We start from the raw sequence: 17,742 nt of genomic DNA on the forward strand, positions 1-17,742 counted from the left end.
GGCTTCGGGAAGAAGGGCTCCAGACGCGCCATTTGCGCATCCGCAAGCCAGAAGAGATCAGACATGTTCACCGCTCGTTTTTGAACCGTGAATCACGCCGCAAAACGGAAATCAATGGGTCATGACGCTAGAGTTCAGGAGCCATTGTGTAACATTCTGTTTTTCTCAATAATCTCACCAAGGGTCGCACGCGCATCTGGCAACACCGCTGTGAAGCGCACCATAAAACAACCATCGTCATGGTGCTGGTCCATTACTTTAGCGTAAAGCGTCAGATCGCTGCCAGACCCGCCTTGCCACTTGATCTGGAACTGAAGATCACTGAAAGGCTTTGGTGCTGTATCGGATTGTATGCACGCTGCGACGGGAGAAAGCTTCAGAAGCTGGCCGTGCTGCGCCACACCCACGACCTGTTTACCGACAACGGCTCTGTACGAGAGCGCAACGGGCAAGTTGATGTCTGCCATCTCCACAGATTGCGATGAAAGGGTGATCGCGTAGATGCCCCCGATGCCAAGTAATTCATAAAGCTTCAGAGGATCGCCAGAACCTTTGGGCTCAACCGTGCGCATCGCTCCTAGTTCAATAGGCGTTTTGACGGCTTCGCGCGTATTATCTGCGATCAGTATCTGGCCACCGACAGTGTAGCTTTCGATCCTTGCTGCCAGGTTGGTTGTTCTACCCACAACGCTATACTTGGCGCGTTTATCAGAACCGATATTGCCAACAACGACTTCACCCGTGTTCAGACCGATGCCCATCTCAATTTCCGGGAAGCCATTTCTGGTATTCCACTCGTTAACCCAACCCATCCGTTGCTGCATTTCCAACGCACAAGCCAAAGCGCGGTCAGCATCGTCGGGCCGTTGCAAGGGTGCTCCAAACACCACCAAGATCGCGTCGCCGATGAAGGCATCAATTGTGCCATTGTATTTCTGGATGACGTTGGTCATTTCGCTGAGATATGTATTCAGCATTGCCACGATGCTTTCCGGCGGCAACTCGTCAGAAAGGGTCGAGAAGCCCCGCAGATCTGACATCAACATGGTAACCGTGGTTTTCTTCCCGCTGAAGTCCACCCCATCCGCCGATTTCAACAGCTGGTCCACAACTTCCGTGGCCAGAAACTGACCGAACGTCTGTTCAAGAAACTTTGCGTGAACCTCAAGCTGCTCAGTCCGCTCGCGAACTTTTTCTTCCAGATGTTCAACGATCTCAGCATTGCGCATTGAAACGGCAATCTGTCCTGAAAGCAGCGACAGCAGTTGCGCTCGTTCCGGTTTGAAGGCCGAATTCACCAGATTGTTTTCCAGATAGACCAGGCCAATCAATTCGTTCTGGTGGAGTATAGGCTGACACAGAACGGAACGCGTTTCATTTTGCTGAACGTGCGGGTCAACCATGAAACGCTCGTCAAGCTGAGCGTCGTCCACCAGTACGACCTCGTGCGTTCGCGCCGTGAAATTGATTACGCTGGTCGGGAGAATTCTGGATCCTTGGTCGGAATCAAGAGGAACGGGATTCTGGAATGTACCAACCTCGGGTGTAACGCTGACCTCTGCCTCGATCATCAGTTCGTCGCCATGTGCAAGCAAAAGCACGCCGCGTTGAGCACCGGCGTTTTCGATCAGAATTCCAAGCAACCGATCCAGAAGCGGCCCCTGGACCACTTCCGCTGAGATCGTCTGAGCCGCCTTCAGCAGCGTATTCAGGTCAAGATCCTGTCCCAGGAATTGATTGGTCGTTTTTTCGGTAGTTGAGGTCAGGCTTTCAGTGATCTGTTGCGTGGTTGCGCGACGATCACGGTGTTCGGTGAGGAGTTGAGGGAACTCCAGCTCCAGCTCTTCCACTTTGCGATGCGCGCCCCACAAACGATAGGCATGCCGCGCATCGCGCAGGTACATCGAACCGATCCGAGCGCTGGGTCGACGCTCAATCACGTGTCGCGCGGCCAGTTCACACGCCAAGGCCTCATCCTGTAGAAACCGGCCCTTCTGTGCTGCGTCAATGGCCGCGTCCAACAGGTCCAGCACATCTGCATCATTGCCGTTCAGACGCGCAATTTCCGCCCTCACGATAAGGGTTTTAGCCAGGAAGTTGTCCGGGCCGGACTCCGCCCATTGGTTCAGCCTTTCGTGATTTGCCTCCAGACGGCTTTGCATATCGGGATCGGGCTCGCCATCCCGAAGAAGCGCGGCGATTGAAAGCGATTGATAGAGAAGATGGTCGGCAAGGCAGGGATGGTTGACGACAAAACTGAGGATCGGCTCTACCAAACGCGTCTCAGCAAGCGCTTCCTGCGGTCGCCCGAACACATAAAGGGCTTGGGCTTTTAGAATTCTATAGAAACAGATGGCCATGGACATCTGGTTCTCTTCACACCCGGCCAGAAATGTTGCTTCGTCCAGATCTTCGGTGGAAAAATCTGTGCTGGATTGCGTACGTCCCGCCAGCGTTGAAAGCACCAGCCGATACGCGTTAATGCCAGCAGCAGCACCGTGGTTTTGCGCACGTTGGATGGTGTCCAACTGGGTTGGCATCGCATCCAGTATGTCTTCAAGCGGTTTGCCCGCGAAGCTGTCAATCACGACGCGGTACATTACCAGATACCCCGCCCAAAGAATGTCGCCTGAATCCATCCCCTCGCGATAACCCCGTTCGATCACGGGTATCGCATTACGTACATGCTGCACCCACGGGATGAGCTCCACGCCGGTAACCAGACACACAGTTGCTGTCGGGGCACGTGCGCCAAACTTGTCGCAGAGCCGCAAGGACAGCTCACCGAATGCCGCACCCTCGCGGTACTTGCCCATGAACGCGCCGAGGATCAGGCCAAAATTGGCAAAAAACAGTGCAGATTCCGGCGCGTTACCGTGCTTCAATGACAATTGTACCGAGGTGCCGACAATCAGCGGGAATAACTCTTGGTTGTTCAGGAACGCCGCAATGGTCAGATGCCGCAAGCTGCGTTGTGCCAGCGCGATTTCAGGGCTGTCGACATCTGCATTGTCAAAAAGCGCCGCCGGGTTTGTGGCCCCAAGCATCGCCGCAGCCTGGCCGATCGCGTTTTGGCCCGATTCTTCCAGATTATCGAGGCTCATCTGGACGCCGACGAGCCCCAGGGCCTTGATACCTGCATCAATAGCTTCGTCGAATTCCATCAGCAAAGTATGCTGTGCAATACGCGTGAAGAAGATTTCCGCCTTTTCGAGGTCAGTTCGTGCGTGTGCCAACGTTGTGGTCACAATTTCCGTGCATCGCTCGAAATTGCCCGTCAAGTATTCGAGCGATGCGGACAGGCGCTGAGCTTCAAACATCAGCTCATAGTTTTCGTCCCAGCCGTTCGGTCCCAAAAGCTCTGACGCAACGTTCACAAAAGACAGTGCGGCCTCATAGGCAGCCGAGTCAAAAGCCCTGCGTGTGGCAATGAGGTCAAGATGCGCAAGATCGAGCTGCTCGGCACGGTCTTCCATTCTGTCCCGCCCGATGTTGAGTTGATCGACAACTTCAAAAATTCGGTCATTCAACTCTTCCGATGTCAACCGGGCTCTGAGCTGGCGCCCAATGGCAAGATGTACGCTGTTGTGACTGTCAGTGTCGATTAGATCATAAGCGGCCTGCTGAATACGGTCGTGTTGGAACTCAAAGTCCCGCACGACAAGCGGGGACAAGACGTTATCCGTTTCCGTCACGACCAAATCAGAAAGCGGCTGGATCATCTCTTTCCGAATGGCCGTCAGCAGGCGGTCAAACGCTTCCTCAGGTTCGATTTTTAAGATCAGCGCGAGCGTGTCGATGTCAAATCGGTTGCCCATACAGGACGCAATTTGCAGGACTGATTGTGTGCCCTGCTCCAACCTGCGTAGTTTTTCCAACAGAAGGTCGACCACATTGTCGGTGATCTGTACCGCGCGGATCGCCTGGATGTCCCATGTCCATTTCGTGGATACGCTGGAGTTTACTGTCTTTTGGACAATCAGCTTTTCGTGATGCAGGTCCATCAGAAACTGCCGTGCAAAAAACGGGTTGCCTTGCGTCTTTTGCACCACGAGTTGCGCCAGTTCGATAACCTGTGACGCGTCCGAATGGAGCGTGTCCGCAATCAAGTTTGCGATATCGGGCACGCCAAGTGGCGCAAGCGACAAATTGGACAGACGCCCGCCAGCCTCCCGAACCGATTCAAGTGCCAGCGACATGGGATGCATCGCGTCCACTTCGTTGCTGCGATACGAGCCAATCAAAAGTAGCCGCCCGATCTGATCGCCGGTCAAAACAACCTTCAAAAGCCCCAGCGTCGCGCTGTCGGCCCATTGAAGATCGTCCAGAAACAGGACGACAACCCGGTCGTGGGCACAAAGCGCGCGCAAAAACCGGCGAACGGTTTGGTTGAACCTGTTCATGGCCTCTGTGGCGTCCAGCTCTGGTGCAGCAGGCTGTGGCCCGATGATCAACTCAAGTTCCGGCACAACATCCAGAAGGACCGATGCGTTCGGGGCCAAAGCTTCGTTTAGGTCCTTGCGCCAGGTTGCGTGACGCGTCTGGCTTTCGGTCAACAATTGCCGCACAAGGTCCTGCAATGCGACCGTAAGGCCCGAATATGGGTCGTTTTTCTTGAACTGTTCGAATTTACCCTTGATGAAATAACCGCGCGCTCGGGTGATCGGTTTATGAACTTCGTTCACCAGTGCCGTCTTGCCAACACCTGACGAGCCGGACACCAACATCATCTCGGCTGGTCCCTGACGCACCCTTTCAAATGCTTCGAGCAATGTGTGCACTTCTTGATCGCGACCATAAAGTCGTTCAGGGACCGAAAAACGCTCCGTACGATCCTTGAGACCCGGTACAAACTGGTCGAGATTGACGCCAAGCCGTACTGCTTCTAGGTCTGCAATGATGCCAAGGGCGCTTTGATAGCGATCCTCGGCCTTTTTGGCCATCATTCGCTGGACAATCTTGGACAGTGCCAGTGATACGTCCGGGTTTTGCCTATGGGCAGGAACAGGTTCGCGGGCAACGTGGCAGTGTACAAGCTCTAGTTTGTCGTCAACCTCGAAAGGCGGCACACCTGTGAGCATCTCGTAGAAGGTCGCGCCCATCGAATAAAAGTCGGTGCGATGGTCAAGCGTTCGATTCATGCGCCCGGTTTGTTCGGGCGAAATATAGGGCAAACTGCCTTCCAGAACCTCGGGGCTTTTCAGGATCGGGTGCTCGGTCGAAAACTGCGTTGCAATCCCGAAGTCGATCAGTTTCACCTCGCCAGTGCCCGGATTGATGAGCACGTTTTGAGGCGAAATATCTTTGTGGATGACCTGCGCCTGATGAATGCCGTCAACAGAGCGGGCAATCTGAATAGCGGTTTCAATGAATTCTTCGTGTGACATTGCCCGGGTCGACAGCAACTCTGCGATAGAGGTTCCATCGAAGTCTTCCAGGACCATCATGAGCGATTTGTCATGGCGCTGTAAGTCCAGAGCTTTGATCACGCCCGGTAGGTTCAGACCGCTGGTTATCTCGAACTCGCTGCGGAAGCGCGCAAGCCTGCTGGCGCTGGGAAAATCGCTTTTGAGGATTTTTATGACAACGCGTTCCCCATTAGAGTCGCGCGTTGCGCGGAACACGAACGAATTGGAGCTTTCATAGAGAGTTTCGGACAATTGGAACCCCGGAACAAAAGACATCTGCACGTTAGCCATTTGCGCTGTCACCCACCGACATTTTGTTTGCACCATAGTATCCTATACCATGGCCGACTTGTGCAAAGTTGAGTTCCGAAAAGTTGCCAAACGGGATGAATTTCGTCAGCTTTGGCAGTATTTCCCGCTCCCACTTATCCTGTTCTATACAGGTTCCGATTTCTGTGCCGGGCAAGTCGCGTCCAACGTCCAGAAAATCGGTCATCGCATTCATATGGCCCGCCAGGAACTCATGCCCGCGCGCGCGCTCAAGACTGCGGGAAGCCAAGTTCCAGAACGAACTGTCCCATCGCGATCCACGCGCGTAGTGCCAGGAAATAAACAGTGAGTTGCGCAGGACATAAGAGCGCATGGTCCGGTTCGCGTGTTCCACGGCACCCACGTCCGGCGCACTTTGCGGGTGGTGTTCCGTCATCCAGCGCTGCGCGATGCGGACTTGCATGATCGTGGCACCGATGGCCGTGGCCTCAAGTGGTTCGACGAATGACGCGGCGTTGCCAATGGTGAAAACGCGACCGTCAAACCAGTTGCGGCGCATGAAGTTCGGGAAACTGACACGCACTCGAATTTCCGTTGGTTCAACCTGCTCTTCTTTGAGAAAAACGTCGAAGTCCGCCAGAACGTCTTCGTCGCTGCTGAGTGAAGGATTGAAGACATACCCGCAGGAGGTCCAGTCCCGCAGCGGGATTTGGAATATCCACCCATGCGGTCGGGCGATTAAACGGGACATGCTGGTTTCGGTACTGGGGGGCAGACGGCGGACCATCGCGCGGCCAGTAGGTATCCAATCCATGCGAATGATCTCGGGATCTTCCGGCGCTTGCGTCCAAGCTCCCGCAGGAAATCCCCGCGCGTCCAACACATAGTCGCAGTCCAGTTGACTGCCATCCTCAAAACCGATGGCAACGCCGCCGGGCAAAACCTCAAGGGACACAACCCGGGCATCAAGCTGCTTTGCCCGTACATGATCACTGATAATCCCTGTCACACGACCGGCGTCAAAGTGGTATCCGAAAAGACGCGGTGGCTGAAACCTGTTCACGAAATCCGCGCTATTTGATCCCCATCCTTCATAATGTGACCCAAGCTTTACTGTCGCGCCACAACGCGCGCCCAGTTCGTCCGGTCCGATGCCTGTGACCTCGTCCAGCCACAAAGGAAAGCGTGGTGTTGTTCCTTCTCCGACACCGATTGTCGGGATGCGGGAATCGTAAATGTGCCACAGCTCAGCATTCGGGAAATAGCGGGTCATGTGGGCTGCAGCAATGAAACCGGCCGTTCCGCCGCCCAGTACAGCAATTTTCATGAAACAGCCTCATTCGTTAGGGTTTCCGGTGTGCGCAGCATATGCTGGAGTTCCAACAACATTATGGCCAAAGAAGGATCAAAAGGGGCAGCCCGTGTAAGGCTGTTGATCTGATCTGCCAAACCGGGTTGCGACGCAGCTGTTGTCCAATCGTTCGTTGCGATCATCCAGGGCAACTGGTTATGCTTGGCAAGTTGAGACTGGAAGCGGTTTGCCGTGTTGATTGTCTTAAGGTCTGGCTGATTCAGATAACCTTGCAGCAACTGAACACCTCGGGCTGCCGCCGTCATACCCAGCCCGGCATAGGGGTCAAGCGCACAGACGCTGTCACCTATTGCAAACAGATTGTCTGGCCAGAAGGAGTATTGTTCGTAGTGCCGACGGCGATTTGCGGTGCGACCAAACAGATGCGGGGGCGTCACCGGCACTGCGCGTTTCAGGACGTCATAAAGTTCTGTAGCTGGTAGCATCGCCGCTGACGCAAGAAAAGTCTCGTCATTGGTCGGCAATGCGACATCTTCGGGAGTTTGCAGCACCACCCCCCACAGATCGTTCTCTGCCCGCATCATCATCCCTGCACGTCCATGGGTCGGCGCCAACGCAAGGCCTTGCCAGTCCGGGGTTTGATCTGGTGCCAACCGCACCCATCGTGAAACATACTGCCGACCCGGTGCGACTTCGGTCCGGGCGATCTGATGCTGCTCGCCATAAATCCCGGCAAGCCAGCGTGGCAGACGCGAGGCGGCACCGCTGGCATCCACAACCACATCAACATTGTTTAAAACTTGTAAAGCGCCGTTGGTCGACTGAAGCCTCACACCACATACGCGTTCGCCATCCCGCGAGACCTCAAGCCCGATGACGCGCTGGACCGTTTGAATCGTCACATTGCGGGCTTCGCGTAGCACTGCTAGCAGCGCGTTTTCGATGAGCCCGCGTGAAGCGCCATAGAGGGTTATGCCAGTTTCAATCCTCGGCAACCACCCTGAGGCCACCCGCATGGCAACATCTGCACCCGCATCATAAGCCACCGCACCGCGTGCAATCAATTCGCCGCGCCAACCCGGAACCAGTTCGTCAAAAGCTTGGGCGCCAGCTCCCATCAACATGTGCAGGCAGTGGCTTTGCGGCACTTCGGGGCGTGTTGCGGGTGCGCCATCCGAAGGTTCCACGTAGTTTGACCGTTCCAGAACCGTAACATTGGCAAAACGGTCCTTTAGCATGTTTGCACAAAGCAGTCCCGCAATACCCCCACCAATGACAAGCGCTTGGTCGCCTTTCAATCGTGACTGAGCTGGCTGTGGAACGGCTGGGTTTGGCACGGGAGTCAGAACGCGTTTTCGGGGACGTCGTAGGAAATTCGCTCAAAGGTTTGCGAGACGACAAATTGGAAACCGTCTGTCCTTCCTTCTGCATCGCGGGGCACAAATGGACCGATTATCCGGCGCTGATTGGGATTGAGGAAATACTGATTGTTGTAGTAGTCCCCGGTCGGGAAGTTCAAATGAAACAGGTAGGTTCCGGGGGAACTCTCGACACCGTGGACTTTGATGTCACCGGTGATCGATTCGCAGGACTTGCCGTCGACCTGCAGTTCAAACTCACGCAGCACAAACAGATCTTTAAGCGCCTTACCATGTTCGTGCTCTTGTATCAGCTCGTCCAGGCTTCCAAGGTCTTCCTGCCTGTAGTGCATTACTTTCCCGGGTTCTTTCCAGTCGATCGTCAGGATACTGGGTCCGGTGTAGAGGTACTTCCCCTTGTTGTCATAAACGATTGAGTGGCCGGTCCACATTCCGATCATGATGTCGAATGGACGGGCATAGTCGAAATAGCTGCTAGTCATCTGGGGGGGTCCTCACTCAATGGGTCAAAATTGTATCACGTGGGGGTTCAGGTCCTGCTCATGGGTTGGCGTAGAAAGCCACCCCTGACGCACGGGCACGTCATAAAGGCGCCCTGGTCCAAACCTGGCCCAGAAATGGCGCAGGCCTGGGGCCACAACCCGTACCACTGGAAAGTTCACATCTGGCCTAGTCTGGTCGAGAACCAGGACATCAATGCCAACGGGTTTCAAACGCGATACGCAAGCTTCGATATCCAAGAGAATGTCGTCACTTGCCAGACTTTCGCTTTCATTCAGCTTCAGCATCGGTTGCTTGGTGTCGGGTACAAGGTAGCTGGCTTCGGACAGGCGTGTTGTCCGCCACCAGTTTATCGCTTCGGAACTGCCGAGATAGGTCGTTTCGACGGCCGTACCGCCCACTTTTGGGACGGCTTCCAGAGATTGGTTTATTTCCGTAAGCGCCCGCGACAGAGCCACCTCGGGATCGAGATGACAGCCAAACCCGTAAATTATGTCTTCTTCGGACTTGTCTATTCTGCCCGAAATGGCCGCAAAGGTAGGTATGCCAATGTCGCTTGTTACATCTATCACCCGTAGGTTTCTGTTTATCTGCTGGTAATACAACACCAGGTCGCGCCCGTACGTGTCACGGAAACTTTCGATATCAACACCGGGGCGGATCAGCCTGTTGTACCACCAGATCGCAACGGCATCTCTTTCAATCAGCTCCAGCAAACCCTGCAGAATAGCTTCTTCCAGTGTGCCGCCAGCGGCGCAGCCGTTGGAATCCGCACGTCCATAGGTGGATCCGGTGCCTTGATAGCCGAAATAGCACATTGATGTCGGCAGGTATCGCATGGTGTCATCGCTCAGCGACCAAAGCGGTGTCCATTCGATTTCGGCTCCCCGGTCAAATGGCTCCGGCACCCAGTATGCTTTGTGGTCTTTGCAATTAAGCGCAGCACGATCCGCATATTGTTGAGCGCTGTAGCCCTGGCATTCGTTCGGTAAAATGACCGGTGCATCTAGGTCCTTGAGCGCGGCAAGGCGCCGAGGCTCGGTGCCATCAAAAACGCCACAGTAGCGTTCCAGGGACTCAGCCACCGCACTGATACGCGCCTGCTCTGGGCTGCGACCTTTTCCACCTGATCGCCGCCGAAGTCCTTCGCGCAGAAAAAACCGGGTGTCATGCAGGTCAGAAAAGTTGTGATCGGCGGAGTAGGTTGGCGTGATCCAAGACCCTTGGCCGGAAAAACCACCCCGAACACCCGGGTCGAGTGAGCCAACAATACCGGTGATCGGGCTTACATTTCGATCCAGAATAGCCTGCACATCATTGGTATGACAAGACCGATGCCCACCATCTGAGCCACGAATTTTGGGGCGCGGCTGTAGATTTTGTTTAGGTGGTGTTTCGGGCATTGTGGAATTGTCACCGCATACCGGGCATTGCGGTCGGCGTGTCAGAATGTGCTCCTGCCGTTCCATCGACAAATGGTCCGTGCTGATCACCCGGTTAGCCAACACCGACGGGCCGCCGACGCCGATCCAACGGGTCACTTCAGTAGCGATTTCTGCCAGTGCTGCGATCTGCGAAGTGTCATTGTTGGACTCTGGGGCGAGGCGGGTGCCGGCCAAACCTGAAAGTGTGCCAATATGGGTTTCGACGCGACGGTGCCATCTCAGACGATTTGCGAGGCATTCCCAGCACGCTGTTTCACCGGGAAGAAATGCAGGGCCTAGCCAGCTTTGAATGCCGCCTGGGTTGACCAATATCCACGGCCGACCTTCTGCAACAAACCGTTTGTTCAATGCGTCCAATTCAGCGGCAAGATAGTTGTTGGTTACAACAACGCTCAACTCGCCGCGATCAACGACACGCACCCCGTTTTTTTCGAGAAGCGCGCGCAGACTGCCGCCAATTCGGCCAATGCAGACGACATCTACCGGCGTGTTTTTCACACGCTCTGCCGCTTCAGCAGGGTTCACCCCCGCCAACTCCCAAAAGGCCTGCTGGTCGCGCGGCAACACCGAGCTGCGTTCGGCCAGAAATCCACGCTTTTTGAGCAGGTCCAGAGCAGAGAGAATGTCGGCGCTGGCATAGCTCTGACACAGTTGGCCGAAGATATCCTCGACCAACTGTGTTCCGTCCAGAAAAGGTGCCAGATCGGAAAAAATCGTAGACTTCAGGCAGACGTGACCTTGCTCGTTGAACAAGTACAAGCCTTCTTCGGGAACTACGATTGCCTTGATGCTGGATTTGAACCGTGGTGCCGCAAGGGCACTGTCGTACATAAGAGCGCTTGCCCTCAGCAGCAGGCCGGTGGCGCAACAGCAGTATCATGCTCGTGGAGATCATCATCATGAACGTCGTCGGGTTTATCTCCGACATTCACGATCTTTGAAAAAGTCTTGCCGATTTCTTCGCCATATGCCTTTACTGCGGCGGTTGGGTCTTGTTCGAGCAGCGTCCGAAATTCCGGGTCTTTCCAGGCTTTTGCATGCATTTTACCCCAGTCTTCATTCGTTGGTGCTGTCATTGAGTATTCCTCCGTTGGTTGACTATCGTCTGCACATTTGTATTGATTTGCTGCTTTTTGTTAACCTTTTCACACAGGCAAAAAACACGATCAAGTTGTGAGTGTGTCTTCTGGCTAAGAGTTAACCTAAATGAAGCGCATACATCACGGACTTGTGTAGCTTCCGGCTGCAGACCGACGTCGGACTTCAAATCTGTTGGGCGCTCCCGGGACAGGTTCCAACTTAAAGCTGCGCGCTATTGTTTGGATGATGACGACCATTTGTGACAAGGATTGAGCAGCCGCAATACAAACTCTTGGACCGGCCCCGAAAGGCATATACGCTTTGGCCGAAACCGGCGGAATACGACCCGCGGCAAAGCGTTCAGGTTGAAACTCAGAAGGCTGCGAAAAGTAACGAGGATCTCGATGCAGCAGACCCGGGCAGACCCAAATTCCATGCCCTTCAGCCAGTTGGTGGTCACCCAATCGAAAGCCGCGCGCCACTTCACGATAAAGAATTGGTGCCGGGGGCGTCATTCGCATCGACTCTCGCAAAATCGCCATTGTTCGGCTTGTGCCAAGCGTCGCATTACTGAAACGTTCAGCATCATCAAGGGCTGCCACCTCATCGACCAGTTGCCAGTCCAGATCATTGTCGGCAATGTCGGTCCAGAACTGCGTCAAAGCGAATGGCATAGTTAGATGGCCTGCAAAAAGCATCTGAACAATTTCCCCCACGACGTCTTGTTTGGAAAGAACGTCGGGAGCCATGTGGTGTGCCCTCACCAAGGCCGAGAGAACGTCACCTCGATCAACAAATTCCTCAAAACGAGCGCAGATGATGGCCAGGACCCCATCCATATTTCTGGGTGCCCGAGGGCGCGTCATTTGCACCGCTCCTTCGGTACCGCCCGCAGTCGCAGTGAAATCCTCTCCGTAACCCTCGAGGTAAGGCACAAGGCCACTGCGCTCCTGAGCAGTCCCCCAACCCTCAAGATCGGCATCCAAAACTGTCCGCAGCGCGATGCGAGCAATCAACAACCGAACCTCATGCGCAAGGTCAATCGGTTCTCTGTCCGCCCAATGGGCAGTGATCGACTCCGTGAGCTGTCCCGTCAAGAAAAGTCGAGGTTCGCGCAACGCAGAACGAAAGAGCGGCAGCAAGAGTTGGCGACGCTGGCGCCAGATTTCAGGATCGTCCAGCGTTGTCAGCCCGTCGCCCCAATATCCGGTGTTCGAGACTCGCAAAAAATCAGGCTTGCGCAGATCTGCCTCGTGGAAGCGAAAAAGGTTCCGGGCAAGGTCAGCATCATTTACAAAGATGATCGGTCCCGTGCCCAGATCAAAGCTCGAAACATTTCCGAACGTATCCGCCAGCTGACTGAGAAAGTCGATCGGGCTGCGGTGAAAAAACTTCGCATTGAGCCGCGCATTTTGGGTGCCGGCCGGTCCGGGCGGCAAAGTCAATTTGACGTCCTGCAAGGGTATTCGTGATGAACCAGCCAAATATTTGGGCATATGGGTTGGCTCCCGACGTCCTGCTCGACGAGACCGACGAAGTTGCGAAATTGCACAGCGCTACTGAATCGATATCTATTACCGACGATGCCCATATTTCGCTTGCCAAGAAACTCGCCCAAGGCTGTTTGAGTGAGGAGGAACTGACGGCTTGCCTCGACCCAAGCCCAGATGCAGAGGTTAACTGTGCGTCGTTCTTGTTGCGCCTCGATCAGCGCGGCTTTCTCTGCCGTTTCGTCATGCAGAACGCTCAGCCTATCGCTGTTTGTGTGCCACAACGCGCGCCCAGCAGCAGACTTCCGGTATTCGAACCGGATGCTACTATTCGGCTTTCTCAACAGACACTTTTGCAGCCCCAACAAAATGGGTTCAGAGCGCTGGCTCCGGGCAGTTGGGCGACCATAGATCTGTTGGACCCAAAGCTTGGCCCATTGCTTTTTGGGCTGTCCGAGGGCGCTGAGGCGGCGCAGGCCCAAAATTGCGTGCCGGGTCTTGCCCCCCCTGCTTTCGAGGCTTTGATGCGGCTCTTTACGTGGTGCGATTTGCTGGACGGCACTGCGGCACCTAAACCGCCTGTGCATGAAGCGCTTTTCCACAGTCAAACACGCCTCGGTTTCGCAAGGAAAAAACTCGGAAAAACGGGGAAATCGCATGAGTCTGAACACCCATCCAAACATGTTCCGGACATTGCGCTGCCGCTTCCCGATATCGCGGATATTATTGCAAGCGACCCGCCGCATATGCTGGTGTCCCGCCGTCGAAGTAGTCGCCGTGATCAAGGTCGCACACCGATCAGTCTTGCGCAGCTCAACGAGTTGCTTTTCCGATGTTTCTACCAAGAGAATGGTCACCGCTCCTATCCCAGTGGTGGTGGTATACACCCATTGACTGCGTATCTTGTTGTTAATCATTGTGACGGTTTGGTGCCAGGGCTTTATGCCTACGATAGCAGGCGTCACGGCCTCACAAGGGTTAGCGAATTCAGTCCTGCTCTCAAGAGTCTTTTGAAAGATGCCGCCGTGTCAGCCAACTGTGTTTCGCACACACAAATTTTGCTTCTTCTAACTGCTGACATGGCGACCACCCGCACCGCCTACGGTGCATTGGCGTACTCATTGGTCCTCAAAGAAGTTGGTGCTGTTTATCAAAATGTTCAACTTGCAAGCGAGGCGATGAAGTTAGCAGCATGCCCCCTGGGAACTGGAAACTCTTTAGTCTTCGCAAATGTCAGCGGGCGAAATGTGCATGATGCGCCATTGGTTGGCGAAATGACTATTGGGTCAAGTGAGTGAGTTGTTGACGGGGGACGCAAAGGTCAATGTCCGTCGCGGAACCTTCCAATTCGACAACTCCGACGCCGCTGGCATTGGTGCGGATAGTTATCTGATCGGTAATGAAACGGTCACCAAGACCGATGGTGGCGGTGCTGTAAGACGAATTCGAACCAATCTCATTTTGCTGCGGAAACTGTGAACCTATCTGGAAGAAGGCTGACACTACTATACTAGCGTCGGGACCCATTGATTTCCGTTTTACGGCGTGATTCACGGTTCAAAAACGAGCGGTGAACAAGTCTGATCTCTTCTGGCTTGCGGATGCGCAAATGGCGCGTCTGGAGCCCTTCTTCCCGAAGCCCCACGGCAAGCCGCGCGTCGATGACAGGCGTGTGGTGAGCGGGATTATCTTCATCAATCGCAATGGTTTGCGGTGGCGGGATGCCCCTGCTGCCCATGGACCGCACAAGACGCTGGACCATCGATGGAAACGGTGGAGCGACAAGGGCATCTTCGCGCGAATGATGGCTGGGCTGGCCGCCGGGCACGGCGAACAGAAGACTGTGATGATCGACGCGACCTGTCTGAAGGCTCACCGGACAGCGACCAGCATGGGCGTCAAAAAGGGGGGCGTGGACGCCTGATTGGCCGAACCAAGGGCGGCATGAACACCAAACTGCACGCGATCTGCGACAGTCAGGGACGCACGCTGAACCTGTTGACAACCAGACATACGTCGTCACACGCGCTGTCACCAACCCTGAGACCGGTGAGGTCACGCCAACCGCAAACTACAGTCAACTTGGATACCTGCTGATCTCCGTGGCCCTGATCTCAGTGATCGTTTCACTCGCTACAGTGTTCTTCGTTTAAAACTCGCGCTTCCGAACGAGCGAATGATCACTGGCTTTCCGCTTCTCCCAGCACAGCTCTGAGATGTGAGACCGGGACGCCGATGTTTGAACCACCAAACTCGGGCAGGATCGCAGCATTGATGGCAACGACCTCACCCCTCCGATTCAATACTGGCCCCCCGCTCCCACCGGTCGTGGTCTCAGCGTCATAAACGATGGCGCTCTCACTTGTCCGCGCAACGATCCCCCGGCTTGCTAGGGGGTGAATCTTGCTTTGAGCGGAAAGCCGGGACGCAATCGACCAAAAGTTCAACGTTCCTTCAGCTTCCAGTTCCTCTAGAAAGCCCGGACCAGCCTGCGCGATCAGTGCTTTCAAACCCGTTGGATACCCCAACAGATAAAGCTCTTCACCTACGCGCGACGTGGCATCCGCCAAAGGAATTCCGAGGTCCTGAACGCGGCTTGGCTCTACTGCCAAAATCGCCAAGTCAGCCGTTTCGCTGAACCGGACCAAACGCGCCTCTATTGGTTCCGTCTGATCAGGCAAATAGGCCAGCAGCCTCAACATCTCAGGCTCAAGACCAGCATCACTCAGTGCTTTCTCTCGGTTCCCCGAAGTCCAAGGCAAAGCAACATGGCGATTGGTGGCCATCAAAGGTACACCAGCAATCAAAAACCCGGTTCCGGTGAACTGAAATTCTGCAGGTTCGCCGGTCCCATCCGGTTCGATCCAAGGCTGGCCGAATGGGGTTTTCAGGTTTTCTCCGTTCGGTCCCAATACATGCCGCAATATCTTCCCGCTTTCTACGTGGCGCAATCCATAAGCCCCCTGAAGGAAAGCGACGGACCGGGTCGAGGCAGCGATCACCCGCGCGGGGGCGCCGGCCCGCTGCTCCAAGGTTCCAAGACGCTGCTCGGTCGACAGAACTTGGTTCTCAAAAGCGTCACGCAAAGAAGCCAAGTCATCAGGCGTAAGTGCATCTTCTCGCGTCTGGGCGAGCATAACCGCGACCGCTTCGATCTTGCGGGACTCCTGTTCGATACTATCCGCCAAGCGCCGGTCGTTTTGGTAAAGCAGGTACCCAAACCCCGCGATCAAAAGGAGCGTTGCAAGTACTGTGATCCTGAAAAGGATCGTGGTCTGAGACGCAAGCCGCCGCCCACTATCGCGCAGGGCACCAGACATCTTTTTGGCGAAAGGTCGACGGCTCGTTCGGGTGTAAGCATATGCGTCACTGAGGATATCTTCGACTGTGTGGTGCGCGGGAAATGAGTGATCGCACAACCTGTATCGAGACATGGGGCCCCTTTCACCGAACTCGATCATGTCGCCATGCCTCAGAAGCGTCGATGAGGTTTTTTGCCCGTTTACCCATACATTGCGCCCTGCTGACGCGGTTATCGTGTAACCGTCGTCAGCCCAGTGAAGCGCGGCAATATCGTTATCATGGGGAGGCAGGTCATCTTTAGGTCGAAGGCTTAGCACCCTGCCATCATCAACAGAAACAGTCAGGGCTTTACCGACAAGCCAGTTCACGTTTCCCCGCGATGGACCTGTCAGGCTCTCCAGAAAGGCCCGCACCTCACCTTCACCACCATCCCCTGAGGATGCAATGCTGCTCGTTTCTGGTTTTCGCATTATGGCCCCCTATCCAAACGCGTGAGGGCATTCTACCACGCTGCATCACCAATCCCATCGCCACATGTAAATGTACAAAAAGATGTTGATACAATCACTTGCAACGTTCGAACCGATTGAACCAAGAAACCTATTGGTTCGCGCTTCGAAGAAGGCCGACCGATTGTCGGCCCTCAGTTTTGTCGTGAATTCGGAAGGCTAAGAACCACCCGACCGTCTACTTAGTCGATACCTTGATCTTGCGGCTTGGATCCTGGGGCTCAGCCTTCGGCATCTCGATATGCAGAACGCCTTTGTCAAACGTTGCTGAAATCTTTTCGACTTCCACAGTGTCTGGCAGCGTCATGGCTCTTGAAAAGCTGCCATAGCTTCTTTCGCTGACACGCAGATCCCCCGTTTCATCATGCGCAATCTTCTTCTGACCGCGCAATATTAGCCTGCGGTCCTTGACTTCAATTTCAACGTCATCCTCTTCGAGCCCCGGCAATTCAGCCGTAAGAACTATCGCAGAATCCGTTTCCTGGACATCGATTGCCGGTGAAATCGCACCTGTCATGTCAAGAGACGGAAAACCCGTGCGTTGCGCGGTTGTTTCCATTGGCAGGAAAGGTGATCCTCCCCCCAAAAAACGCGACATCAGGGTTTCCATTTCACGCCGAAAGTTGTCGGAGAGCGGATGCGTTCCAGTGAAAAGTTGCGGGGACTTTTTGTCTTCTAGCATTTTTCAGCCTCCTCCTTTGGTCGGATTTCGCGCGCGCAATATTATGACAGAAAGCGCGGTCTAAGACCTTGATCTTGCGCAAGCATGCAACCTCATCTTTCGCCAGATCGCACACACCGGCTGAATGAACAGAAACGGGAATCGTCGTCCAACAAACCTGCCGCGTCGTAGCGGACTTAACACTAATCTCAGTAGTCTTGATCGGAGCCCCAGGTCAGCTTAGCGTTTAATCTAAATGAGCCCGAGTTGCCTAACTCTAGCACAGTGGAGCAAAACCGTATGAAATGGCCTTATCTGGCGCTGATTTACGTTTTGCTGATCTTGGCTCCCTTGGGTTTTTCTTGGTCCCTGGGATGGCAACCG

At 54.7% G+C, this 17,742-nt stretch carries 11 protein-coding genes and 1 pseudogene; 3 read left to right on the forward strand and 9 right to left on the reverse strand.

The window, feature by feature from the left end:
• Positions 1–134: 134 nt before the first annotated feature.
• The 7 genes from ACR0AA_RS02910 to ACR0AA_RS02940 form a co-directional block, all read right to left on the reverse strand.
• A complete protein-coding gene (locus tag ACR0AA_RS02910; RefSeq protein ID WP_480755412.1) occupies positions 135–5,699 on the reverse strand; it encodes an AAA family ATPase in 5,565 nt (1,854 codons plus the stop codon).
• Positions 5,692–7,005, reverse strand: a complete 1,314-nt coding sequence (locus ACR0AA_RS02915) for a tryptophan 7-halogenase (protein ID WP_480755413.1) — start codon at positions 7,003–7,005, stop codon at positions 5,692–5,694. The genes ACR0AA_RS02910 and ACR0AA_RS02915 overlap by 8 nt, the downstream gene beginning before the upstream one ends.
• Positions 7,002–8,228, reverse strand: a complete 1,227-nt coding sequence (locus ACR0AA_RS02920; RefSeq protein WP_480755414.1) for a hypothetical protein — start codon at positions 8,226–8,228, stop codon at positions 7,002–7,004. Before ACR0AA_RS02920 ends, ACR0AA_RS02915 begins: the two co-directional genes overlap by 4 nt.
• A 104-nt stretch (positions 8,229–8,332) precedes the next feature.
• The gene (locus tag ACR0AA_RS02925; RefSeq protein ID WP_480666383.1) at positions 8,333–8,851 is read right to left on the reverse strand and encodes a hypothetical protein; all 519 of its coding nucleotides are present in this window, start codon (positions 8,849–8,851) and stop codon (positions 8,333–8,335) included.
• A 24-nt stretch (positions 8,852–8,875) separates the two neighbouring features.
• Positions 8,876–11,146 (reverse strand): TOMM precursor leader peptide-binding protein, encoded by a 2,271-nt coding sequence (locus ACR0AA_RS02930; RefSeq protein ID WP_480666382.1) that lies wholly within the window; start codon positions 11,144–11,146, stop codon positions 8,876–8,878.
• Positions 11,147–11,160: 14 nt separating this feature from the next.
• Positions 11,161–11,391, reverse strand: coding sequence for a hypothetical protein (locus tag ACR0AA_RS02935; RefSeq protein ID WP_170518819.1), 231 nt, complete (start codon positions 11,389–11,391; stop codon positions 11,161–11,163).
• 144 nt (positions 11,392–11,535) lie between these two features.
• Positions 11,536–12,891 carry a cytochrome P450 gene (locus tag ACR0AA_RS02940; protein WP_480666381.1) on the reverse strand — a complete coding sequence of 452 codons (1,356 nt, stop codon included), beginning with the start codon at positions 12,889–12,891 and terminating at the stop codon, positions 11,536–11,538.
• On the opposite strand from ACR0AA_RS02940, the gene ACR0AA_RS02945 reads away from it, so the two are divergent.
• The 3 genes and pseudogenes from ACR0AA_RS02945 to ACR0AA_RS02955 all read left to right on the forward strand — a co-directional run.
• Positions 12,867–14,183 (forward strand): SagB family peptide dehydrogenase, encoded by a 1,317-nt coding sequence (locus ACR0AA_RS02945; RefSeq protein ID WP_480755415.1) that lies wholly within the window; start codon positions 12,867–12,869, stop codon positions 14,181–14,183. The two genes, ACR0AA_RS02940 and ACR0AA_RS02945, sit on opposite strands and share 25 nt — an antisense overlap.
• 4 nt (positions 14,184–14,187) lie before the next feature.
• Entirely contained in the window at positions 14,188–14,364 is a 177-nt protein-coding gene (locus ACR0AA_RS02950) for a hypothetical protein (RefSeq protein WP_480666378.1), read from the forward strand.
• Positions 14,365–14,494: 130 nt separating this feature from the next.
• Positions 14,495–14,892: pseudogene (locus tag ACR0AA_RS02955) on the forward strand (IS5 family transposase); the annotation flags it as partial.
• A gap of 173 nt (positions 14,893–15,065) precedes the next feature.
• Here the strand turns inward: ACR0AA_RS02955 and ACR0AA_RS02960 are convergent.
• Positions 15,066–16,658, reverse strand: a complete 1,593-nt coding sequence (locus ACR0AA_RS02960) for a trypsin-like peptidase domain-containing protein (protein ID WP_480662862.1) — start codon at positions 16,656–16,658, stop codon at positions 15,066–15,068.
• Between the two features lie 217 nt (positions 16,659–16,875).
• The gene (locus tag ACR0AA_RS02965; protein WP_480662860.1) at positions 16,876–17,379 is read right to left on the reverse strand and encodes an Hsp20/alpha crystallin family protein; all 504 of its coding nucleotides are present in this window, start codon (positions 17,377–17,379) and stop codon (positions 16,876–16,878) included.
• Between the last annotated feature and the right edge of the window lie 363 nt (positions 17,380–17,742).

The organism is Ruegeria sp. CE8 (assembly GCF_056537465.1).